Here is a 22,811-nt window from a genome sequence, read left to right on the forward strand (position 1 = left end):
TAATTTGCCATGAGTTTTACCGCCAAAGTCTGGGAATGGGACTGTTATGACGAGCGTGAAAAACTCGAAAAACTCTACCGGTTGGGTTTTGCCTTAGTATTTCTAAGTACAGATGCTGCAGAGCAAAAACAACAAGTTGATGACTGCCCATTTTGCTATGTGTGGTATGAACACTGCATTCACGTGATTGAATTTATCAACGTGATGGGCGAATTTACTGAGCCACTACTGATGGCAAAGCTGCGCGCGCTTGAGCAAAGCTTTAACGGATTAACCGCTGATGAGATGCTCTGCCACACACTTGTCATCTTTGATACACCAGGCTGGCAGCAAATACGCCAGCAAAGTGCTGAACTGCTCAGCCTATTGGAGTGGAATTTGTTAGCGCAGTACTACGGTGAACTTGATACCTTTAAGAACTGTGCTAGTCACAATGATTAGGAGGCCATGCAATGCTGTATAGCCAAGAAGATATTGAAGAGCTTATTGCAGGGTTTGACTATACCGAAGGCGTCGAACTTAACAGTAAAACCTATGTCGGCAAACATCCCTATGAGTCACCAATGTTGCGTTGGTGGCGTCCATGCATTCTGGTGCAAGATCATAGCTTTGCCAAATTAGATCTGCATCCGAATGATGACGACGTTTATGCGCGCGCCTCCAATATGTTTTGGCAACGCATCCAAAAACATTTCGATATCTCTCAAGGGCTATCTTTCAAAGCCAGCGTTAACAGCTGCGCATTCTGGATGAACATGCGGGTTGCCCCTCATGCCAACTTTGTACAAGCATTTAGTCTATATGAACAACATAGCGAATTGGTGGCAGTCGATGAACAACACCAATTATTGCTAGGTGTGATGACCGAAGATCCAACCGAACACCAAGAACAACTGTGGCTGTTCCTGCTGCGTTATGAACTGGATGAACAGGGACAACCGCATTTTGAGCAGCTAGAACCGCCGGATAACTCACAGCAACATCACGAATATGAGTAATGAACATGAGCCGATTTTCCCGCTTAGCCACACAACTCGCGCCAGTTGGCCAACTGCAGCCACAAGCAAGCAGCGATTGGCGTGGTGATTTTCCCCTACCGCAAACCTTAACCGACTTTTATCAACAAGTCGGCCCCAACAATTTACAACTGTGCTGTGATGACTTAGTCGAAATACCTAGCTTAGCGAGACTGTGGGACTATCAAGCGGGCTACCGTTGGCATAGTCACAGTGGTGAAGCGATTGACGGCTGGCAACCCAACTGGCTTGTCATCGCTGACAATAATGCTGATCCCATCGTATTTGATCTAAACACTGAGCGAGTTCTGTTTGATATCCACGGCGGCAAATGGCAGTTTCAACCACTTGCCATCGACTTAGAAACCGCATTTGGAGCTTTTGCCACCATGGCTCAAGCAATAGCGCAATGTGACGCTGATGAATACTGGGACGATGATAACTGCTGCTATACACCAAAAGCATTGGATTATCGCTTTACTAAACTCAGCAAATTTTTAGGTAGTCCGCAAGCTGCCAGCGAGTTTTTAAGCGTGCTGGAGTGGTAATGATGCTGAGCGCATTTTCCAACACGCAAAACAATAGGCCAGCCACCAAAACTTGCCACTGAATTTTTCTAATAAATATCCAAGCCCGAAAAGGAGTCGTCGATGCAATGGCATTTAATTGCGCATCAAGGCATTCACTGTGATGAACTAACAGTGAGTTTTAACGAAAACCGCCAAGCACTGCGAGATAAATTAGCAAAGCGCTTAAATTGTACTCCCTCAACTTATTATCCCAATGAAGATGATTTTAAAGACCATCAAGCCAATACTCATATTCGGGTTCGCTACGAAAATGACGAGGTCGTGGATATTGAGTTTTTAGCGGGGAACCTAAGTTATAACACCATCAATCTTCACTCTGGCACAACACTTACCCATATTGAGAGTGCATTAGCAGCTCTAAATATGCCTCTTATTGAGACGCTGTGGTTAGGTTGCGGCAAAGATTGCGCTGCATTGGCCATCAATATAGCCAGTCAGGAAGATGTCGGCGGCGATGGGGATGGCATTGAATGGGTTATTTTAAGCAAATATTTTAAGTAAGTTTTTAACTGCAAAGTTATCCAAGCAAATTGATAACAATCGTTACGCGCTTTGAACCAAGCAAGGTGCATCAGTGTCATTGCTTAGCACTGTTGACAAACCACTAAATAACCAATGACATCAGAGCAATAAATCTAAGATTGTTTAGCACTGATAACCACGCGAGCACACCGCTTAACAGTTGTGTTAACCGCTTAAATTGAAGCATCTGCGAACTATCAATGAATAAAATGTTTAGCAACCCCCATCCACTACCTAGCCAATTTACTCGGCAAAATCTTGAGTCGCTCACAAATGAGCAATTAACCGCAGCACTTGAGCAATTGCAAAGCACGCTCAATGAGCGACTAGCCCCGTTAACCCATTGTGCTGACGACTATTGGCAAACTGCTATGGCAATTATTGAAGAGCTTAGACGCCTTGGACATGAGCTATACAGCCACGATGAAGATCATTATGAGGGCAGCGATAAAGAACTATGGGGCTGGAATTACATGCAAAGTGAACCGGGGATGTTACAAATACTGTTTAACCGTCATCTTGAAGTTAGTGTGCATTGGCGAAGCATCGACCCACTGTTTGGCGTAACCGGCCAACGACATCTTTCTACACCAAATAACGGGATAACCAATGCGCAATAACACCTGGGTGTGTATCAGTTGCCGTCAAAAATACCGCCGTGCGCAGCAAAGTAACAAGACGGTACTTTGCAGTCGATGCGGCAAACCTTGTGAATATGTACACTGGAAAATTCGTGTTCCATCGCCGCGCAAAGACAAAGCATGGCAAGCATTTTGGCGCACATATCTTCAAGAAAAACAGCTACTACAGCAATTTTATAATGGCACTCTTGAACAAGACGTCCATTTAGAACTACTCAACATTACACTTAGCCGCAATTTATCTAGTCATAAAAAATGAGTCAATTATGAAATCACTGGAACAACTTATTGATAGCGAAAACGATGCTATTTTGGATATCCGCGCCGCAATAAGCCAAGCGCAACATAGCGCTATCTTGTTAGAGCGTAACGAAAATAGCGGGACCTTACTTAAGGCTCTACAACTGAGCACTCACTCTACCTTAGGGGCTTTGATTTACCATACCGGAGGCGTATTAGTCGCAAATGGTTGGCTGCGATTTTTAGCCTCTGGTAATGAGCAACTTGAGCGCGATATCGTCAGTTGGAATCAACACTCTGATGGCTATTTACTAGTTGGCGATGATGCCGTGGGCGGCTTTTTTGCCATTAACGGTGGTGCTTTAGGTACTGATGTGGGCTGTCTTTATTATTTATCACCGGACGAAACCCAATGGGAAGATCTAGAAGTTGGATTTAGCGATTTTTTTAGCTGGTCACTGACAACTAATCTTGAGCAGTTTTATGCCGATTTAGGAAAGAGCGAACTACAGCAACAATTTAAAGTGATCCCCTCCAACCAATGTATCGATTTTTATCCACCGCTATATAGCCGCGAAGGTTCAGTTCAAACCAGTAGCAAACAATTAGTATCTGTCAGTGAAAGGCTTAAACAAAAGTTAGCCCTAACTCAAAAATAATCAGGAACAAATCGCCATGCTAGCAAAACCAACTGTAACAGCCACACAAGCAGAGCTATTACAATTTGTCCATGACTGGGTCGGAATGTGTGCTGAAGGGAAAATAAACGAAGCTTTTGCCCTATTAGACGCGCCCTTAGATAGCTCTCGCTATCACTGGTCAGCAGAGGATATTACAGAAATCACATTTGATCATTTTGACGATGGTCTGCAACCTGTGATTACTCATCCAGACACGGTCGGTGGCGATATTCCTCTGCGTGCTGACAGCGGCTCTTTTAATGATGGCAGTGGCTACTGGGTGGAATTTGATCTGCCCATGAACGGTGTAGTCAGCGATTTTACGCTGATGTTTGAATTTCTCTTTAGTAACGAAACCTTAAAGGTGATTTTAGATGATTGCCATGTCATGTAATAAGTGCTCACTTAAAACAATTATGGGTATTCCTAATGGTTAAAAAAGCCGCAGTCATTACCCATGTTGAGTTACATCCGTTAGGTGAAATACGGATGGGATGTCAAGCTTACGGCATATCAATTGAAACAAATTTCGGAAATTTTGAGGTATTTCGACAAACGCCGATTCTCGTAGGACATACCGATTATGATAAGCAATTAAGCCAGTCTAAATGCACACGATATATTGCGCTACATGGCAGCTTCGCAACCTATCTTTTAGATATTAAAGATCAAAGCATCGCAATCTATCGTATGACGATCCGAGGCAAAAACAATCAGTTAAGCGAAGAAAATGCAATTTTAGGCAAGCGTCGCTTCCATATTTCGGGATTTAGCCAATCTTATTTTTTACAGTTCCCTTTTATAAAAAAAGAATGCTTTAACGACGCTGTTGAACATTATATAGAACGCCGACAACAGCAGATGACAGAGGCAATGAACTGGCCAATATAGAGTCGTGAAAGCATTAATGTCACCTCATAATCGAAGGATTTAATAATGACTGGCAAGACTTTTTTTACCGCTGAAAAAGGCTTTATTCCTTTTCCAGAGCCTGAAACAGTATTTACACAAAATGCGCGCCAATGTGCCCAACAATTTATACCGCTAGCGAGTGTCGATTTATCACAGTTCTTTGCGCAGTTATCGGGCCCCCTGCATTTTGTATTCCCCACCAGCATTATGGTTGATGAGCAAAATGAGCAGATTCATCAGCATGCCCATGATAGCTATAGTAAACATGAATATTGGGTCAGTTACCCAGTCATTGATGGTCGCTATCAGCTACCTTATCCACTTCAGGATGACTTTAGTATCAATCATCCCCGCTTTACCAAGCATCGCGAAGCACTAGCGGCACGTCGAGTGCATTTTGCAAAACATGGCTGTTTGCATCATCCGTGGGCAAAACTCGATGAACAAGGCCACTATGACAAAGATGACCGCGTCGAACTCATCCATCAATTAGCAGGCGATAGTTTTGCAGGCAATTGGAGCAGCTGCACGACATTTCCTTTAAAAGATATGGGGGTCGTGCTTGATGACGATGGTGATGAAATGTCAGTAGATGTACCGCTTAGCGACGATGGTCGCCCATTTATTTTTATTGGCCGTCTCATCACTTATCACTATTTTTTTGAGACCCCAAAAGATGCAGCACTCATTGATGGGGAGATCATGCTCTTTTATGACCCAGTCAGCCAAACTGCACTTTCTAGCTTCGAATTTTAGTAAACGAATCAGTTCATGAGTAAATAGATATGAATGACATTGTCCAACAGTTTATTAGCCAATATGATGGCAGCCAAATTGGTATGATCTGTTGCAAAAGTAACGATCAAAATGGTGATTCAAGTGACTGGCGCGATTTAAATCAAAGCTTTCGAGAGCAGGTCAATCGCGCAGTTATCCGCCATAGCGCAAACGTACCGCTAGCTCTAATTCATGACTTATTTTGCGCTGAAGCGCTCTTTTGTCGCTATGCCTGGGGCTCAAGCGCTGAGCTTCCTTATCTTGGTAAACTATTACTAGAGCAGGCAGATATCAGCTATCTTGAAAGTTATTTAATTGGCAAATATCGCTCTTTTGATACCGAATGCGCATTGCAATTTACCGATTTAGAACGGCCCACTCTAGAGCATCTACTGCAACAACTGCGTGAGAAAAATCCCTTTTCAGCCAATAGTGAATTCAATATTCATGAAGTGAAAACACAGATAAAACAAGCGATTAAGTTTCTAAACCAACAGGCTGAACGATGAACTCTGAAAGCGATTTAGACACTCGCGTCACAGCCCAAAACAGCCAAGCCTTGGATTTTGTATTAGCCGCAGTATTTTGTGAGGCAATCAGCATCGAGGAAATGAAGCGTTGGGCTCAGTTGATGATAGAGCAGTTAGCCGAACCCCCGTTTTACCTATTTGAACTGATGGAATTTACCGGTCCATTAGCGCATATCGATCACCTTATCGATTTTCAGCCACAAAGCGAGCTCAATCCAAACGATGAAAAAGCACTAGCAGGGATTGCCGATTGGCGTGGTATTAAACGTTTTGAACAAACACCGACTAAGCAACAAGCGGCCAAGGCCCTTGCGCAATCGCCACAAATACTGAGCCGTTTTAAAGCACAGTTCCCTTTTATCTCATTGCCGATATAACGGCCATTATTGCTTAGCAAACAATTTAACAGAAGGATTCGATTGGATGATATTTGCCGCAGATTGTCAGTATTTTGATAATAGCGCTGTTTGCGCAGGTATTTTGTTTAACCATTGGGATTCACCAACAGCCTGCGACTCACTGGTCAAAACCGTCACACAAATTGCGCCCTACATTCCCGGTGAGTTTTACAAGCGAGAACTTCCCTGCATCATGGCCCTTATCGAAGCGCTGCCCCAGCTGCCCGATATAGTTGTAGTTGATGGTTATGTCGCTCTTGGCAAACAACAAAAACCCGGCTTGGGCATGCATCTTTACCATGCCCTGAAACAGCAGGTTCCAATTATTGGGGTCGCTAAAAAAGAATTTATCGATACCCCATCAGAAGCGAAGATTTTTCGAGGAAAGAGCCAAAATCCACTTTATATCAGCAGCGTTGGAATTGAGCTTGCCGCGGCCAAACCAGCAATCTTAGCAATGCATGGCAAATTTCGTATTCCGACCTTACTCAAATATGTCGATCAACTTGCTCGTGGCATAAAAAGCTGCGACAAACACTGAATTTTGCCAACTACTATGGCCATAATTAGAATGCGTTTTGGGATATGACACGCGCGATTGTAACCAGCTCTAATGAGATTATTGTTAACCATTGCAACAAGTTGGCAGCCAACCAACGGTGAGGTTTTGCGATATTCAAACACTAATTCAGTCGCCTTGCTCAACAATATTGCTCATTAAGCTGGCGGGTCATTTAACGCCAAAAACTGCTTGGATACATCCAAAGCATCTTGGCAAACACCTATAAAATTAGCCATTTTCCTATGGCAAAATATAGTTTTAATCTAGGAGTATTTGCTAGGTGAAACTACCAACTGATTTGACTCAGACGCAACAAGACGGTGTAAAAAAGGCGCTTAGTGATGCTAATTTCATCGATGCAACGTTCATTGTGCAAGATGCTCTTGCTCCCCTGCCCCAAATATTTGGAACAATTGCTGTCGCATTCTATGGTTATGAACAAAACCATCTGCAATGGGAGGACTTTTTAAACCAAGCAATCGATATGCTCAAAAATAATTGCCAATGGCTATATGATGATTTGCTTCGCTTTCAACATGAATATCAAGCAGAACCATCAGATACGCTTGCCAGTAAACAAGCCGCATTTATCAAAGGGATCTTTGCCGAAGAGCTAACACTTATTGAGCAAGTCATTCCCTGTGAAAACTAGATGAGAAAAACAATGACACATTATAGCGATGACCTTGAAGCAATCGCGACCTTTGGTCTTGAGAGTGTTGACCCAGAAGCTAAGATAACCATTAACCTCAAAGACTTACTGTATATCCAAGCTACGTTGCAAGAATTTATGCGCTTTTTTCATCAACCTATGCATTATCAATCGCTAGAAGATGTGCAAAAGTTTTTAGGTTCGATAAATGAGCCTAAAGGGTTTGCCAACGGCGATTTTGATGCAGACTCTTTGCCTTATTATTTTCAAAGATAGAGCCAGTATCCATGCATCGATACCCAAACCATATAAATGGATGTTCAAACTGATGAACCAACGAACCCAACAATCAAAATTTTTAAGCCTTATTTTACGCCATAAACCCGAAGAGATTGGATTAACACTCGATAGCAGTGGTTGGGCCAATATTAGTGAATTACTAACCAAACTAAAGGCCAGTGGTAAAGAGCTAACTCTTAACGACTTGTATGCTATTGTTGAAACAAATAATAAACAACGCTTTGCCATCTCTGCCGATGGCCAACAGATTCGAGCAAATCAAGGCCACTCTATTGCGGTTGATTTAAATCTCGTAGCACAAACCCCGCCTGAATATTTACTCCATGGGACTGCCGAGCGTTTTCTAACGTCGATTTTAGCTCACGGCTTGAAAAAAATGCAGCGACACCACGTGCATCTAAGCGAACAGATGCAAACGGCAATGGCGGTCGGAGAACGTTATGGCAAACCCGTAATACTAAAAGTTGCAGCCAGACAGATGCATCTGGACGGATGTCTATTTTATAAAACAGCGAATCAAGTGTGGTTAACCGATAAGGTGAGCCCCGATTACCTTGAACTTATCGCTAATGACAGCCCACAAGACAAGCTGTAAAGATTGTCTCTAATAGCGAGCTCTTGAAATTGCACATTAACGGCTAGCTAAATAAGAAATCAACCGCTGATATGATTAATGCTCACCACAGAAGACACTTCTTGCCTTTACTAAACACCGGCTTTTTAAGCAAATGAGATGAGAGGCCACAAACTAGAAAATTGTGTTCACCTCATTCAGCTTATGATTTTGTTATCAATTTCTGGTGGCAGTATAAATCCCAACACTAGGGGCATTTGAGAGGTTGATCACTATTTATCAGTAACAGCACAATTGTCCAGTATATAGCCATTTTCTCTTCTCCCGAATCTGACATTAAGTTCCTATAGTAATTAGCAATCCAGTTTTATGTCGTATTAAGGAGCACTAACCATGCCCAGCGAACGAATCACCCGACTGAAAAAAGCGCTATTTGCTCAACCTCGGGAAATCTCTCTTGAAAGAGCTTTGCTTTATAGCGAAAGTCACCGCCAGAGCGAAGGTGAACATGTGCTGATAAGACGGGCCAAAGCGGTGCGACATATTCTGGAAAATGTACAGATTTCTATCCGCGATGATGAACTAATTGCTGGCAATCGTACTATCAAGCCTCGCAGCGGAATTATTTCGCCGGAAATGGATCCGTACTGGATTAATGACGAGCTTGATACGTTGAACTCTCGGGCACAAGATAAATTCTTTATTTCTAAAAGAGATAAACAAATTTACCGCGAACAATTACTGCCCTACTGGCAAGGCCGTTCGATGAAAGATTTCATTAATGAGCGGATGTCAGATGAGGTTAAACAAGCACAAAGCACCCATATTTTCAGCGTGAACCAAACCGATAAAGGTCAGGGTCATATCATTATTAATTTTCCGCGGTTGCTCAATAATGGTTTGGGTAAGCTGACCCAAGAGTTGCAGACCTGCTGCATTGCGCATCCCAATAATCATTTTTATCGCGCAGCGGCCATGCTACTTGAAGCGGCTAGCGCACATATTCGCCGCTATCAGCTGTTGGCTGAAACAATGGCTGCAGATTGCCAAGACAATCTGCGCCAGCAAGAGCTGCGTGAAATTGCCCGCATCAGTGCCACAGTGGCCACCCAAGCACCTCATGATTTTCAGCAAGCTTGTCAGCTGTTCTGGTACATGAATGTTATTTTGCAATTAGAGTCCAATGCCAGCTCACTGTCGCTAGGCCGATTTGATCAATACATGATGCCGTTTTATCAGGCCTCGCTCAAACGCGGTGATGATCCGGCGCAATTACAAGAACTTTTGCAATCTTTATGGATTAAAACCAATGATGTGGTGTTACTACGCTCCAGCAGCAGTGCCAAATTTTTTGCCGGATTTCCCACAGGCTACACCATCTTATTGGGCGGATTAACAAAAACTGGCCGCAGCGCCGAAAATCCGTTATCGACACTCTGTCTTGAAGCTTATCAGCATATTCAGTTGCCCCAACCTAATATAGGTGTGCGCGTCAACGAGCTGATGGATAGAGAATTTTTACTAAAAACCGCTGAAACTATCCGCCTTGGAACAGGGATCCCTCAGATTTTCAATGATGAGGTTGTCGTTCCCGCTTTTTTAAATCGAGGCGTATCGTTAGAAGATGCGCGTGATTACTCAGTTGTTGGATGTGTTGAGCTATCGATTCCGGGACGCACATATGGCTTGCATGACATTGCCATGTTCAATCTGCTCAAAGTGATGGAACTGACCATGCTCGAGCATGAAAATACCCCCGATTTAACCTACGAACAGCTACTTGATGAGATCCAAAGCAATATTCGCCATTACGTCAAACTGATGGTTGAAGGCGCCAATATTTGTGATATTGGCCACCGCGATTGGGCTCCGGTCCCGCTGCTGTCATCATTGGTTGATGATTGTGTACGCAATGGCTGTGATATTACACAAGGTGGTGCCCGCTATAATTTCTCAGGCGTTCAAGGCATTGGGATTGCAAATTTAAGCGACTCGTTATTTGCACTGAAAAAGTTTGTGTTTAACGAAAAACAAATGAGCTTTAAACAATTAATGGATTGTCTAAAAAGCGATTATGCCGGTGAATCCGGCCGCAAATTGCAGGCCCAACTAAGCCATAAATACCATAAATATGGAAACGATATTGACGAGGTTGATGAGATTAGTGCGCATCTGCTACGGGTCTATTGTAAAGAGGTCGAACAGTACGAAAACCCACGGGGCGGCCATTTTGTTCCCGGATCATACACCGTCTCTGCACATATACCGCTAGGGATGGTGGTCGGCGCTACACCAGATGGTCGCAACGCTGGCGAACAGTTAGCCGATGGCGGGCTCTCCCCGATGGTAGGTAAAGATCATCAAGGCCCGACAGCAGTGCTGAGCTCGGTTAGCAAACTGGATAACTACCTTTTGTCCAACGGCAGCCTGCTGAATGTGAAATTTTTACCGGCCACTCTTGAAGGCCAACAAGGGCTTAACAAACTAGCCGATTTTCTAGAAGCCTTTATGAAACTGAAACTGGTGCACATTCAGTTTAATGTCGTCAATGCACAAACCCTGCGTGAAGCTCAGCAACATCCCAAAGATTACGCCGGATTAGTAGTTCGTGTTGCAGGTTACAGTGCCTTCTTTGTCGAACTTAGCAAAGAAATTCAAGACGACATTATTCGCCGAACGGCTCATCAGCTCTGAGGTGATTATGCATGGACGAGTCTTCAACATTCAGCGTTACTCACTGCATGACGGTGTCGGCATTCGCACGGTGGTCTTTTTTAAAGGCTGCCCACTGCATTGCCCCTGGTGTTCGAATCCGGAAAGTCGCTCCCCCGAGTTTCAATATGTTCGACATGAGCAGCAGTGTCTGCACTGTAAGCCCTGTACATACGATGTTGAAACCTGTCCGTCCGGTGCTTATCAACAGATTGGCCAAGATATGACCATTGATGAAATTCTGGCCATTTGCAAACGCGATGCAGTATTTTATCGCACCTCATCCGGTGGCGTGACTCTGTCCGGTGGTGAAGTTCTAGCGCAGGCATCATTTGCCACAGCATTACTGCAACGTCTGCAACAAGCAGGATTTCGCACAGCCATTGAAACCACAGGAGTGGGTAGCCAAAAATCGCTGCTGAAAATGGCTGAATCCTGTCATGAAATTCTATTTGATTTAAAAATCATCAACCCCAAACAGGCTAAAGCGATTATCGGCATTCAAAGCCAACAGGTTCTGGATAATTTTAAAGCGCTTAGTCTTGGGGGATATCCGGTAATTCCTCGGGTACCGCTGATCCCCGGATACACCATGAACGAGGTCAATATCAACGAGATATTAGCTTTTCTAGCACCACTACCTGTGGCCGAGGTACATCTGTTGCCATTTCACCAGTTGGGATCCAACAAATATGCCTTGCTCAATATGAGCTATGCGCTAAAAGACACATCGGTGCCATCAGCGGAGCAAATCCAGCTCATTAAAGAGCGTCTTAGCCAAGCGGGCTACACCGTCAACATTGGTGGTTAGTCCAGAAAATTTTGCAATTCACACTCAGTTTTACAGGAAAAAGTTATGCTCTACATGATTGATTCAGCCAATATTGAAGCGATTCGCCGCTGCGTGGATCTCTATCCAGTCGCAGGCGTGACGACTAACCCAACTCTTGTGTCTCGAGAACATCGGCCATTGGCAGATATTCTTAAAGATATCCGCTCTGTCATCGGCAATGATCGCATGCTACATGTACAAGTTTCGGCATCGGATAGCGAAACCATGATTGCTGAAGCTCATCGGTTAAACGAATTTGTCGGCGGTGAATTTATTGTAAAAGTACCGGTTTCAGCACCGGGAATGAAAGCCATCCGGTTACTTAGCCAGCAAGGGATGAGAGTTACTGCAACAGCCATTTTATCAGCCCAACAAGCGCTGATGGCAGCAGTCGCTGGGGCTGAATTTCTCGCGCCTTATATTAATCGGCTCGATAATATCGGTGGGGATGGCTGCAAAGTAGCTGCCGATATTGTGCACCTGCTAAAAGTGCACCAATTACCCTCTAAAGTTTTAGGAGCATCCTTTAAAAATGTGCAACAAGTTCAGGAGTTAGCGATGGCAGGAGCACAAAGTGTCACCGTAGCTCCGGACGTTTTTGAAAATCTTATCCGTCACCCGCTCACCGATTCAGGCCTAACACAATTTCATGCCGATTGGGTACAGGCCTTCGGCGAAGGGAAGACCATATTAGACATGCTATGATCAATAGCGGATCGATACCGCCGAAAATCGGCCGATCCGCTATTTGCAGCAGACCTTGTATTCATGGTTGCTGTTGCAGCTTATCGCGCTTACGCTGCGCAATCGATATGTCAGCAAAAAATCGGATGTTGCTTCTCATCACCGATATCAATGTTGAAGACTCAACCATTGCTGGTAATCTGCGTTATTGTTGCAAACTGTGGTAGTGCACTCGATATTGAGAAGGCGAACGGCGCGTCTGTTGTTTAAATAAACGACAAAAATAATTGCTGTCGTTAAATCCGCAATGCATGGCTATTTCTTTTACTTTCAAATCGTAGTGTTTGAGCAATTCTTTGGCATGTTCCAGACGGACATAATTTAAATATTCGTAAAATGATACATTCGCTTCTTTACGAAATAGATGTGACAGATAGCTGGGTGAGATATAAAAGGCCTGTGCCAGAGTTTCTCGTGTCATGGGGCTTTGATAATGCGTGCCAATGTAGTTACGGATAGCTTCAAATAAGGCTTTACTGCGCGATAAATTTTCAATCGGATGATGAAGCAGGTCAAGCACCGAACTCAGCACCGCTCGTACCAGCAATAATGCCGTTTGTTGATCGCTCTGTTGCATGCTCAATTCGCTGAGCGATTGCAACATAAAGGCCGTAGTTCTGGGACCACGGCGCAGCACATGATATTTTCCCATCGAGATAAGCTGCTGAGCGTTGTATTGCATTATGCTAAAGCCTAATCGCTGCTTGCCAAACAGCAGGCTTAATGTTTGAACAGGTTGATCTCTATTTGCTTTATTCCAACCATCTTTAGGTATAAACAACACCATTTTTGGGGTCTGCACAAACGAGTGAGTTTCACTACCTTCACCAGCAACGCTCATATGGACTTGGCCAGAAATCACCAACTCTAAACGGGGAAAATCCTCTTGATATGCAAGCGCAGGCGGATGTTTAGACGCCTTGGCATATTCAACCTGCTCTAAACTGCTACTATCTTGGATGAATCGACGTAGTATCTGTTCAATATCCGTAAAAGTCATGGAAGCGATGCACGCAGAAACCGGGGGTTGCTCTTGATTCATTGGGGACTCTTTGCAAGCCTAAACCAGCTTAGATTGTATCGACAAAAAAGCGCTGTATCCGTGATAGTGGCAAAATAACCTTGTTTTACCACTGTAAAGCTTGCTCTGTTTCGCCATCAAAACAGGCTCAAAGTCTTTCATTAAGGGCTAAACGATTTGAAAAACAATAAGAAAACTACGCTTATTTGCAAATTTCAGGAAAGATTGCGATGAGCTTTTAATGCTAGATAAAATAACACTCAGTGATGATTGCTCGGTACGTCACACTCAAAAATGTTATGGCAGGAAAATCGCTAACATGTCGATTGCTAACTTACTGGAAAGCTGCTCTTTATTGCGAACCTAGAGCGTTGTGATAGCGCTTTGTTTGACAAAATACTATCACTAGACTGATTATTAATAACACCAAAGGATACTCAATGAATCGCTTTGAAGGCATGGTTAATGACACATATGATTGGTTTTTGCTCGCAGATCCGGCCAATGTAAGCCGTTTTAAACAGACTCATCAATTAGAGAATGACCTACTTCATGTTTTAACCACTGATGATATTGGCGATACAGTCGTTTCTGATGGCATACTAATCCCTCTGATGGGCATTAATAACCTAGCCTACACGATTTATCTTAATGCTGATGAGCCATCAGTATTTGCAACGCAAAACATCACTCCAACCCATCAACAAACTGGCTATATCATCGAAGTCATCAACCAAAGTGTGCAGCTATTTACCGTCCCTTATTTAACAAATTGGGATAAATATCTACCCGACTTAGTCAAATATGGCAATAATCAGCGCTTACCTAAGCTAACTTTAGAAAATGGTTGGTACAATTTGAGCGTCAATGCCGGAGAATTACCCAATGAACACTGCACCGTGTTTGAGTTTTGTTTGAGCAAACAAACACAAAAGCCACCATTCTCGGCAGATATCAATTATCAATATGCCCTTCAATAGAGGAATTGCTCATGCTTACAGCTAAAGAACATCGCCAAGCAACGCTAATAGCAGCAGGAGTTAACGGCGACTTTCTCGAAGCCCTTAAAGATGACTCGAAACTGGGCAAATTACAGTATTTCGTACAACCTCCTGTTGGCGGTTATAACTATCTGCCATCCATTATGGATGATTACGACATTCTCAAAGGCTCTACTATTACCCCCATTTGCGATGGTGGTGCAGATGATGAATTTTTTGTAATGCTAACCGCTGGTAGCCAGCATCGTTTTGTTCGTATTGAGCTAGAAGCCGACAAAATTTATAACGATTTTGCAGATAGCTTTGAGCTGATGCTCGCCTATATTCTGCTCGATTTTTACGGTTTTGATGAAAACATGACATTGGATGATCATATTCATTTTGCCACCACAATGGGGCTAAAAAATGCAGATGTGATATTTAAACGCTTTGCCACAATTTACCCAGATGCCGATTTAAAGCAAATTGAACAATGGCAAAAACAGCAACTACCAGCATTGCTCGGGCAATAGTCCAAACAGAGTATTTAAAAAGGACTAATCATGAATAAAAAACAACTTAAAACCCGGCGTAACAGCACTGTTGCCCTGTTAATGAGTAATGCAAAATGGCGAAAATTATTTGAATTAGCCGCGCGCATAGAACCACCACTTGGCGGGGTAACCTGGCAATTTTTATTTACTGATGAGCCACAAATTGGCCCGCTCAATGTTGCGCAATGTCTAGTTTGCGATAACAGTCATTTTGCTGATTGTTGGCCATTTCCCTGCATTGAACTTAAAGATATCGACTGGATATTCGTGCCCGATGAATATCACTCTTCGCACAGCGACCCAAAGCGGCCACTTCCCATGCTCAAAAATGATGTGAATGGATTTATTGCACTCGTGCAGCAAAATGGTCAATTTCCACTGGAGCGAACTGACACCGGGGTGAAGATTACCGGGTATCAGTGGCGTTAAAGGCAAGGTAGTAACATGAGTAAAATCAAACATCCTCAACAGAAAAAACAGCTGAGTTATCAGAAAGATTGCCGGAACTGCTATGGCGAAAATGATAAAAGTAGCCGCAAAAGTATTCATCGAGCCAAAACGAGAAGCTCTCGATTACAGCGTCGTAGCGATACTGAATTAAGCAAACTTACTTGTTATCAATTAGATACTGAGTTGGCACAAGAAGTTGATGCAACGGTTCGAGTCAGAGCTAAACAAGCGCGTTATCGCGGCTTTAAAAAAGTACCCGATGAGCCGCTCAACCGACATCTACAGCGAAAACTGAAACATTGATTGTTTCAACCGATAAAAGAGCAAAACACCATGCCCAACTGCCTTCGATGCCAAACCCCTCTTGAAAATGTGACGCCGACACCAACTGAACAGGTGCGATTTTTTGCCTGCCCGCATTGCCACTGCCAATATACGCAAAACGAACAAGGTCGGCTGTTCGATCGCTGGTTAATGCCTCTCACGGTGCCGCTATATATGATCCTATTTGAAAAAGAGCCACTCACCTGCATTGAAAGGGTTGCATCTTTTGTAATGGAAAAACCAAGTGAGTATCGAAAAGTTCTTCTGGAACATATCGATGCCGAATTAAGCTCACCAACACAACGATTAAGCGATATCCACAAATTTAGTTATGCTAATGAGCAACAATTACGAGAATTTTTAGCAAAACTAAGAGCAAAGATCGCCGATTTATCAGAAAAATAAATTTACCTTTGCAAAACAAACAAGCCTCTAAAAAGAGGCTTGTTTACTCAAAAAATTCCCATCTTAAGAAGCAGCCAAAGGCATCGGGGCACGGCTTTTGACCAGCAAGAATAATGCTATCATCCCGCCGACTGCCAAAATGCTGGCTAAAATAAATGCAGAATGATATCCCCCACCATACTGGATGATAAATCCGGTGACCGCCGGTGACATAATCCCCGCCAGATTGGATAAGAGATGCACAAACCCTCCGGTTGTCCCAATTTTTTCTGGTGGAACAATATCCTGTAATAAAGACCAACAAGCCTGTGGCGTCATATAAGCGAAGATAGTAGCAATCGTAATACACGTTACAGCCATATATAAGCTGCTAACATAAGCGGTCGCAAAGACACTAATGGCAGCGATACCAAGCCCGACAAAAATAATAATTTTGCGCGATAACACAAAGTTATTTAACTTGCCGAAAATATAGTCACAGATAGCCCCACCAGCGATAAAGCCAACCGTTGCCCCAAGCCATGGCAACATCCCCACAATACTCATACTTTTAATATCTAGGTGCTGAAAATCGACGAGATAAATCGGCAACCAAGACAGAAAGAAATACTGGATGTAATTAAAACAAAAGAATGCTAACGCAACGCCAATCACCGGCATTGACAATATATATCGCCACATTGAGTCATGCCCTGTTTGGGCTTTCTGACACGTTTCTTTAGCCGGGCGACTATTAACAATGAGCGCAGCTTCTTCTTCTGAAACTTTATTATGAATTTCTGGTTTATCTTTAAAAAATAATAACCATGCGCCCAACCAAACGAAGCCCAGCAGGGCAATCACAATAAATGAAATCCGCCAACCGCAATATAACCCAACAAAGCCAACAATCGGTGCTGATAATGCAGCGCCCAAAGGCTGTCCGGCATTTGTAAAGCCAACTGCACGGCCCACCTCTTTTTTAGGAAACCAGTTTGAAATTGATTTGTTGGTCGTGGTTCCCATGGGCCCTTCACCGATACCAAACAGAACTCGCACAATCACTAAATGGAAAAAGCCGCCAACTAGAGCGGTTGCCCCGCAGAACAGTGACCACACAGCCATCGCCCAACCATAGACGCGTTTCGGGCCATATTTATCTGCGCCCCAGCCACCGATAAAGCAGAACAGACAATAGCCAATAAAAAAGCAACTAAACAAAATACCGAGCTGAGAGTCGGTAATCTTTAAATCACCTTTTATCAAAGGCGCCATAATGGAGAGTGCCGAACGGTCCATGTAATTAAGCACTCCGGCGAAAAACAACAGTAGGGCTACATAATATCTATATTTTGTTCTGAACATAGTTCTATCCTTAGTTCTTATTCAATCGAACAAGATTTAATTTTTATTTTATTTATTAGCTCTGGAGCAGGGTTAAATCCCAATCCAGGAGTTGTAGGTAAGGTAATTATGGGTTGATATTTTAATAGTGGATGGATAATAGGGTTGTACTTAATAAAAGGCACTTCTAATTTAACATCATCATCGAGCAATGTTGTTAAATGAGCAGTGGCAAGCATTCCAGCACCATAGTAAAAACAGTGTGGGGAAATTTTAATCTTGCGATTTTTTGCCACTTCAAATAAATTCAACATTGCCGTTATACCACCAATTTTGGCAACGCTAGGCTGAAAATAATCTACTGCATGTGTTTTTTCAAAGTTAATGAAATCTATTTCACCATTAGCATTTTCACCAGCAGAAATAGGAATACCAAATGTTCTTATTTGAGCAAGATTTTCTAAATTATCGGGTGGCCAAATGGGTTCTTCAATCCACTTAAGATTAAATCCTCTTACTTTTTCAAAATAATCATTTGCCTGGTCAAAGCTTAAAATGCAATTAAGATCAACCGATAATTCAATATCGTCTGATAATTGTTCGCGAATTAAGCCAATGGTGCTGACTTTATTCTCATGAACTTTAATTTCTCGGTAACCAGCATCCATAACTTCTTGTAATGTTTTATACAAGCCAGTCACATTGTCGTCATAATTAACCAAGCTTGGATACAGTTCGATTTTATCGCGTTTACCCCCTAAAAATTGCCACAATGGTTGCTGATTGGCTTTCGATAATAAGTCCCATAGCGCAATATCAATGGCTGATAATGCATAGCGAATCGGCCCTGTTCGACCAAAGGCATGAAAAGACAGCTCAGCCTGATGCATTAAGGCTTTTAAATCATCGATACAAGCAAATGATTTATTTAAAAAAAACGGGCCAACAACTTCTTTAAGAGCTTGATAGGTAACCGGATTTATCAGATGTCCAAATCCCTCACCCCAACCGTTCAACTGATTATCCGTTTCAATCTTAACCAAGAGCGATTGCATTTGGGAAACCTCAGCAGAAGCTGCATTAAAATCTTGCTCTGCTGATGAACTTTTTACTCGATTAGAATCAAAAGGAACAGAGACAATCATAATGTCTATTTTCTTGATGATCATACTAATAACCTTATTTAAATACTTCTTTCTAAAGCCTATTAACAACCTAGCGATAATATAATTCAATTGATTAAAAAAGGATGATGGAGAAAATGTGAAGTGTTCTACAATAGTTTGTGCACTCGCAATAGAAACACAAACAGCATTCTTGAGAGTTTAGACATTTGCCCAATAGGTTAATTTCTTTCTATTAACTATTTTGGGTAAAAATGTAATTTGCATGTAAAAAATTTAATATGGTTTAGCCACAGTTAATCCATGGATTTAACCGCACCATTATTGATAAAAACATTTTTATTTGATTAGTGTTATTTTTCAAAACAATTAACGTCTCTTAAGGGAATCTTAAAAAAGCATAATTAAACTGCTCCTACAATAACTTTGACATTGATGCAAATTCAAGAGGTTACGATGGCAAGCTATCAATGGATGAAATTTGTAAGCAGAACTCAAATAAAAAATTTATCTAGAAAGTTTGATCATGCTCGCAAAAAAGCAATGCAACCTTTAATCGACCTATTATTACGGTTAATCAAACGACGAAATGCGCAAGAGGAACTGCTCGATAAAGAGCTGGTTAAACGTATTGTGATTGTTAGAAGTAACCGTCGTATCGGTAATACTGTTTTTTTGATCCCTTTTGTTGATCAGATAAAAACAACATTTCCAAATGCGCACATCACATTGATTCTCAAAGAACCTTGGCAAAAACAACTGTTCGCCCATTTAGATGTGAATCAGTTTCTGTTCAGCCAGTTCCGATTGAAAAATCTGCGACTGTGTTTTAAATCACTCTGGGCCTTAACAAAAGGCAGCTATGATTTAGCCTTGGCGCCTTGCGGCTCGTCTCAAGACTCGATTATTTGCGCTTTACTCAATGCCAAAAACAAGGTGGCATATAAGAAAGCCCGTTATAGCGAAGCTTATACCCATACCGTCGCCCAAAAGAACACCTTTGGTCATGCAGCATTGCAATGCCTTGATTTAATTTCTCAAATTTATGACTCTTCAGCCCCTATCGGCAACTATCGAATGATTTTAAGCCACAGTGAACAAGCCAGAGGTTTAGCAAGTCGTCGAGCATACAGCAGCCATTCTCAACAGCTTTGCATCTCATTTTTTCGAGGAGCCAGGGGAGATAAACAACTCAACGATGAGACTTGGCTTAAAATTCTGAATCAGTTTAATCAAGCAGCAACATTGCCGATTCATTGGATTGAAGTCATGGCGCCAGATATGAGTGAACCGCTGCTTCATAATACCTCGATTTATCGAGCAAAAGGTTTAAGAGAGCTGGCTGGCTTTTTAAAATACAATGATGCGTTCATTAGCTGTGATACTGGCCCGCTGCATCTAGCTGACGCCGTTGATTGCCGTTGTATTGGTCTTTACACCCACACCAATCCGCTTGTTTATGGCCTGTTAAATGAAAAAAGTTTTCATATCGACGACATCGATAATTTTGATGCCGCAACTATTTTGCAAATGGTATTGTCTGAACGGCCAATATTAGCGCCATCGCAAGCCTTGCTAACTTATTATCCAACACCAACTCAAAGCGAGAGTGAACCTTCGCTTAGTTTTGAGGCAGTGCAAACGTTGTAATTTTTCGTTAATAAATTCTTAAGCTTTCAAGCGTAATCTCGACAAATGCCTGCAATAAAGTGTTTTGCAGGCTACAACACCTTGTTTACTCGAACATAAACCATGAGATGATTATGAGCAAAGCAACCCACTGGGACATTATCGTAAAATTGACGCACTGGAGCGTCGCCTTAGGGTTTTTAATCAATTATTTTGTGACGGATGCGGGCAGTCAGGTGCATCAATGGGTAGGTTATAGTGTTGTCGCTGTGGTTGTCATTCGTCTGCTGTGGGGACTGATTGCAAAGCCACCGGCTCGATTGTCTTCATTTCTACCGAATATTCCCAACGCATTCACCCATATTATTAAAGTCACAACCACGCGAGAAGACCATCACCAAGGGCATAATCCAGCTGGGGCAATTATGATCTGGTGTATGTGGAGTGGGCTTTTACTCATCGGACTGAGCGGTTACATGATGGAAACGGACTATTTCTGGGATCAGGGTTGGCTAAGAATGGTCCATGTTGGCGCAGTAAACGTTACTTTATGCTGTGTCTGTATTCACATCGCATCGGTTATCATTATGGGCCGGATCACCGGCCGTTCATATATAAAAGAGATGCTGCCGAGCCCGAAAAAAATACGCCATCTTCGACGAGCTCGACACATTACCCCAACCAATAAATCGTAAAAATAGAGCATATAAGCTGAGCTGGCTATGCAATCGCAGGCAAACGATGTACGTCGCTAAATATAGGTAATTGCAGCAGCGTAAGCTGTGACTCAGTATCAGGATCGCCATGTTGCGCGATTACATAACAGGGATCTATTCGCTCTCGAACCAGAGAAACGAGCTGCGCATCAAGTTTGCCGGATGCCACCATCTTATCAAGGAGTATTAAAGCAGCATCACAGCTCATCCCTTTGCGATAGGGGCGATGCTGCACCAGTGCTTGGAATACATCGGCTACAGCGATAATTCTAGCTTCAATCGTCAAATCTTGTTTGCGCGGATGAAATGGATAACCAGCTTGATTCAACCCTTCATGATGAAAAGCAGCCCACCGAGCTATCTCTTCTAATCCGCTGATCGCTCTTAATATTTCATAGGTCTCATAACTGTGTTGATTCATCACCGCCCGCTCGACATCATCCAGTGCTCCTGGTTTATCGAGAATACGATCGGGCGTATGCAATTTACCCAAATCATGCAGTAATCCAGCAATCTCTATCTTTTGACACTGTTGTGGAGTTAGCCCAAAAGAGATAGCCAGAAACTTTGCTACCGCCGCGACTCTAACCGAGTGCTGCGCTGTGAATGGACTTTTTTGATCCACGATATAAGCCATAATCAAAGAAAGTTGTTTAAGCTCATCAAGGGAGAGCTGTTGCTTTGCGGGCAGGTTTGCCATATCACAAACGAAGCGGAAGATATGGCGATCTTCTAGCGCAATCCAAAATGACTCACAATTAGAAATCGCTAAAAAAGCATCCACTAACTTGGGTTGAAAATAGCTATCCTCATGCGCTTTAATCGCTTCGATAATGTCATCTTTAGCCAATAAAATATCTGCTTTATCGTGCGTTGCACCCAGCACATCAATCCGGTCAGATAAGAAAATTAAATTACTCATCCGCCGGTCATAACTGCTGATATCCACCGATGAAAGTAACTGCCAAGGGGTGTGATGGTATAAAATCGGCAGCGCATATTTAGACAATGGCGCAAAATTTTTGAGTAACTGATAGCCAATATTGCAATGAATATAAGCATCACTCCAATCAAAGTGGTTCACTAAATTAGAGTGCATTTGCTCGTTGGAAACTCCGCAATCATGCAACATTCCCAATTCGAAGGCAAAGCTGATATCACTTTGACTAAAACCAAGCTGAGAACCTATCTGGCTGGCTATATATCCAACGCGTTTGCCATGATTGGTATCATTCATTCCAACCAAAGACACCGCCGTTTCAAGTGCGATGACCATCTGTCGCAGGTCAACATTTAAATCCATGTTTTGGACCATCTGCCACCTCGAATATCAGTGTTTGTTTTACTCAAATCATAGCTGACTTTGCCGAGCAACGACGGGCCAATCTTCGGTAATGAGCGGGCGAGTATCAACACACGCTTGAATGACGGTTGAAACAAAAAAGAAGAAGATGATAAAAATGCGGTGGAACTGAAATTGGAGCGGGCAGCGAGAATCGAACTCGCGTCACCAGCTTGGGAAGCTGAGGTAATAACCACTATACGATGCCCGCTAAGGCAAACTTGCTTAAGAGCTTTAACCAAGTGCGGGTATTATATCAAG

30 protein-coding genes and 1 tRNA gene are annotated in these 22,811 nt (G+C 42.8%); 26 read left to right on the plus strand and 5 right to left on the minus strand.

Annotation, left to right across the window (positions count from 1 at the left end):
• Window positions 1-9 precede the first annotated feature (9 nt).
• The 19 genes from ABTQ23_RS03100 to ABTQ23_RS03190 all read left to right on the plus strand — a co-directional run bounded on the left by ABTQ23_RS03100 (window position 10) and on the right by ABTQ23_RS03190 (window position 12,643).
• Complete coding sequence (locus ABTQ23_RS03100) at window positions 10-441, plus strand: hypothetical protein (protein WP_408614175.1); 432 nt, start codon at window positions 10-12, stop codon at window positions 439-441.
• An 11-nt stretch (window positions 442-452) separates the two neighbouring features.
• On the plus strand, window positions 453-998 hold the full coding sequence (locus ABTQ23_RS03105; RefSeq protein WP_408614176.1) for a hypothetical protein: 546 nt from the start codon (window positions 453-455) through the stop codon (window positions 996-998).
• A gap of 5 nt (window positions 999-1,003) precedes the next feature.
• A complete protein-coding gene (locus ABTQ23_RS03110) occupies window positions 1,004-1,564 on the plus strand; it encodes an SMI1/KNR4 family protein (RefSeq protein WP_408614177.1) in 561 nt (186 codons plus the stop codon).
• A gap of 102 nt (window positions 1,565-1,666) precedes the next feature.
• Entirely contained in the window at window positions 1,667-2,107 is a 441-nt protein-coding gene (locus ABTQ23_RS03115) for a hypothetical protein (protein WP_408614178.1), read from the plus strand.
• A gap of 221 nt (window positions 2,108-2,328) precedes the next feature.
• Window positions 2,329-2,748 carry a hypothetical protein gene (locus ABTQ23_RS03120; RefSeq protein ID WP_408614179.1) on the plus strand — a complete coding sequence of 140 codons (420 nt, stop codon included), beginning with the start codon at window positions 2,329-2,331 and terminating at the stop codon, window positions 2,746-2,748.
• The gene (locus ABTQ23_RS03125) at window positions 2,738-3,028 is read left to right on the plus strand and encodes a hypothetical protein (protein WP_408614180.1); all 291 of its coding nucleotides are present in this window, start codon (window positions 2,738-2,740) and stop codon (window positions 3,026-3,028) included. Before ABTQ23_RS03120 ends, ABTQ23_RS03125 begins: the two co-directional genes overlap by 11 nt.
• A gap of 7 nt (window positions 3,029-3,035) precedes the next feature.
• The gene (locus ABTQ23_RS03130; RefSeq protein ID WP_408614181.1) at window positions 3,036-3,668 is read left to right on the plus strand and encodes a DUF2625 family protein; all 633 of its coding nucleotides are present in this window, start codon (window positions 3,036-3,038) and stop codon (window positions 3,666-3,668) included.
• 16 nt (window positions 3,669-3,684) lie between these two features.
• Complete coding sequence (locus tag ABTQ23_RS03135) at window positions 3,685-4,083, plus strand: DUF7668 domain-containing protein (RefSeq protein WP_408614182.1); 399 nt, start codon at window positions 3,685-3,687, stop codon at window positions 4,081-4,083.
• Between the two features lie 35 nt (window positions 4,084-4,118).
• Window positions 4,119-4,580, plus strand: coding sequence for a hypothetical protein (locus ABTQ23_RS03140; protein WP_408614183.1), 462 nt, complete (start codon window positions 4,119-4,121; stop codon window positions 4,578-4,580).
• Window positions 4,581-4,625: 45 nt separating this feature from the next.
• Window positions 4,626-5,357, plus strand: coding sequence for a hypothetical protein (locus tag ABTQ23_RS03145; protein ID WP_408614184.1), 732 nt, complete (start codon window positions 4,626-4,628; stop codon window positions 5,355-5,357).
• A 29-nt stretch (window positions 5,358-5,386) separates the two neighbouring features.
• On the plus strand, window positions 5,387-5,887 hold the full coding sequence (locus ABTQ23_RS03150) for a hypothetical protein (RefSeq protein ID WP_408614185.1): 501 nt from the start codon (window positions 5,387-5,389) through the stop codon (window positions 5,885-5,887).
• On the plus strand, window positions 5,884-6,285 hold the full coding sequence (locus ABTQ23_RS03155) for a hypothetical protein (protein WP_408614186.1): 402 nt from the start codon (window positions 5,884-5,886) through the stop codon (window positions 6,283-6,285). Before ABTQ23_RS03150 ends, ABTQ23_RS03155 begins: the two co-directional genes overlap by 4 nt.
• A 46-nt stretch (window positions 6,286-6,331) precedes the next feature.
• Window positions 6,332-6,847 (plus strand): endonuclease V, encoded by a 516-nt coding sequence (locus ABTQ23_RS03160; RefSeq protein ID WP_408614187.1) that lies wholly within the window; start codon window positions 6,332-6,334, stop codon window positions 6,845-6,847.
• A gap of 301 nt (window positions 6,848-7,148) precedes the next feature.
• Window positions 7,149-7,520, plus strand: coding sequence for a hypothetical protein (locus ABTQ23_RS03165; protein WP_408614188.1), 372 nt, complete (start codon window positions 7,149-7,151; stop codon window positions 7,518-7,520).
• 12 nt (window positions 7,521-7,532) lie between these two features.
• Window positions 7,533-7,796 (plus strand): hypothetical protein, encoded by a 264-nt coding sequence (locus ABTQ23_RS03170; RefSeq protein WP_408614189.1) that lies wholly within the window; start codon window positions 7,533-7,535, stop codon window positions 7,794-7,796.
• Window positions 7,797-7,848: 52 nt separating this feature from the next.
• The gene (locus tag ABTQ23_RS03175) at window positions 7,849-8,415 is read left to right on the plus strand and encodes an RNA 2'-phosphotransferase (RefSeq protein WP_408614190.1); all 567 of its coding nucleotides are present in this window, start codon (window positions 7,849-7,851) and stop codon (window positions 8,413-8,415) included.
• Window positions 8,416-8,787: 372 nt separating this feature from the next.
• Complete coding sequence (locus ABTQ23_RS03180) at window positions 8,788-11,088, plus strand: formate C-acetyltransferase (RefSeq protein ID WP_408614191.1); 2,301 nt, start codon at window positions 8,788-8,790, stop codon at window positions 11,086-11,088.
• Between the two features lie 7 nt (window positions 11,089-11,095).
• Window positions 11,096-11,917, plus strand: coding sequence for a [formate-C-acetyltransferase]-activating enzyme (locus ABTQ23_RS03185; RefSeq protein ID WP_408614192.1), 822 nt, complete (start codon window positions 11,096-11,098; stop codon window positions 11,915-11,917).
• Between the two features lie 45 nt (window positions 11,918-11,962).
• Entirely contained in the window at window positions 11,963-12,643 is a 681-nt protein-coding gene (locus ABTQ23_RS03190; protein WP_408614193.1) for a transaldolase family protein, read from the plus strand.
• A 184-nt stretch (window positions 12,644-12,827) separates the two neighbouring features.
• On the opposite strand, the gene ABTQ23_RS03195 is transcribed toward ABTQ23_RS03190, so the two are convergent.
• Window positions 12,828-13,724: a helix-turn-helix transcriptional regulator gene (locus ABTQ23_RS03195; RefSeq protein WP_408614194.1), complete on the minus strand. Its 897-nt coding sequence runs from the start codon at window positions 13,722-13,724 to the stop codon at window positions 12,828-12,830.
• 419 nt (window positions 13,725-14,143) lie between these two features.
• Between ABTQ23_RS03195 and ABTQ23_RS03200 the strand changes: the two genes are divergently transcribed.
• Genes ABTQ23_RS03200 through ABTQ23_RS03220 form a run of 5 tightly spaced genes read left to right on the plus strand, consistent with a single transcriptional unit; the run spans window position 14,144 to window position 16,416 of the window.
• Window positions 14,144-14,683, plus strand: coding sequence for a hypothetical protein (locus ABTQ23_RS03200; RefSeq protein ID WP_408614195.1), 540 nt, complete (start codon window positions 14,144-14,146; stop codon window positions 14,681-14,683).
• 11 nt (window positions 14,684-14,694) lie between these two features.
• Window positions 14,695-15,216 carry a hypothetical protein gene (locus ABTQ23_RS03205; protein WP_408614196.1) on the plus strand — a complete coding sequence of 174 codons (522 nt, stop codon included), beginning with the start codon at window positions 14,695-14,697 and terminating at the stop codon, window positions 15,214-15,216.
• A 30-nt stretch (window positions 15,217-15,246) separates the two neighbouring features.
• Window positions 15,247-15,666, plus strand: coding sequence for a hypothetical protein (locus tag ABTQ23_RS03210; RefSeq protein WP_408614197.1), 420 nt, complete (start codon window positions 15,247-15,249; stop codon window positions 15,664-15,666).
• Window positions 15,667-15,681: 15 nt separating this feature from the next.
• Window positions 15,682-15,990 (plus strand): hypothetical protein, encoded by a 309-nt coding sequence (locus ABTQ23_RS03215; protein WP_408614198.1) that lies wholly within the window; start codon window positions 15,682-15,684, stop codon window positions 15,988-15,990.
• A 30-nt stretch (window positions 15,991-16,020) separates the two neighbouring features.
• Window positions 16,021-16,416, plus strand: a complete 396-nt coding sequence (locus ABTQ23_RS03220) for a hypothetical protein (RefSeq protein WP_408614199.1) — start codon at window positions 16,021-16,023, stop codon at window positions 16,414-16,416.
• Between the two features lie 63 nt (window positions 16,417-16,479).
• Here ABTQ23_RS03220 and ABTQ23_RS03225 read toward each other — a convergent pair whose 3' ends face one another.
• Together ABTQ23_RS03225 and ABTQ23_RS03230 are read right to left on the minus strand one after the other, a co-directional pair.
• Window positions 16,480-17,760 carry an MFS transporter gene (locus tag ABTQ23_RS03225; protein ID WP_408614200.1) on the minus strand — a complete coding sequence of 427 codons (1,281 nt, stop codon included), beginning with the start codon at window positions 17,758-17,760 and terminating at the stop codon, window positions 16,480-16,482.
• A 17-nt stretch (window positions 17,761-17,777) separates the two neighbouring features.
• Window positions 17,778-18,908, minus strand: a complete 1,131-nt coding sequence (locus ABTQ23_RS03230; RefSeq protein WP_408614201.1) for a mandelate racemase/muconate lactonizing enzyme family protein — start codon at window positions 18,906-18,908, stop codon at window positions 17,778-17,780.
• 411 nt (window positions 18,909-19,319) lie between these two features.
• Between ABTQ23_RS03230 and ABTQ23_RS03235 the strand changes: the two genes are divergently transcribed.
• Together ABTQ23_RS03235 and ABTQ23_RS03240 are read left to right on the plus strand one after the other, a co-directional pair.
• On the plus strand, window positions 19,320-20,513 hold the full coding sequence (locus ABTQ23_RS03235; RefSeq protein WP_408614202.1) for a glycosyltransferase family 9 protein: 1,194 nt from the start codon (window positions 19,320-19,322) through the stop codon (window positions 20,511-20,513).
• A 113-nt stretch (window positions 20,514-20,626) separates the two neighbouring features.
• Window positions 20,627-21,187: a cytochrome b/b6 domain-containing protein gene (locus tag ABTQ23_RS03240; RefSeq protein ID WP_408614203.1), complete on the plus strand. Its 561-nt coding sequence runs from the start codon at window positions 20,627-20,629 to the stop codon at window positions 21,185-21,187.
• A 25-nt stretch (window positions 21,188-21,212) separates the two neighbouring features.
• Here the strand turns inward: ABTQ23_RS03240 and ABTQ23_RS03245 are convergent, their stop codons facing one another.
• Both ABTQ23_RS03245 and ABTQ23_RS03250 read right to left on the minus strand, forming a co-directional pair.
• Window positions 21,213-22,523: an HD-GYP domain-containing protein gene (locus ABTQ23_RS03245; RefSeq protein ID WP_408614204.1), complete on the minus strand. Its 1,311-nt coding sequence runs from the start codon at window positions 22,521-22,523 to the stop codon at window positions 21,213-21,215.
• Window positions 22,524-22,686: 163 nt separating this feature from the next.
• Window positions 22,687-22,761: transfer RNA gene (locus ABTQ23_RS03250), tRNA-Gly, on the minus strand.
• Window positions 22,762-22,811 lie beyond the last annotated feature (50 nt).

Source organism: Celerinatantimonas sediminis (genome assembly GCF_046054195.1).
Classification (GTDB): domain Bacteria; phylum Pseudomonadota; class Gammaproteobacteria; order Enterobacterales; family Celerinatantimonadaceae; genus Celerinatantimonas.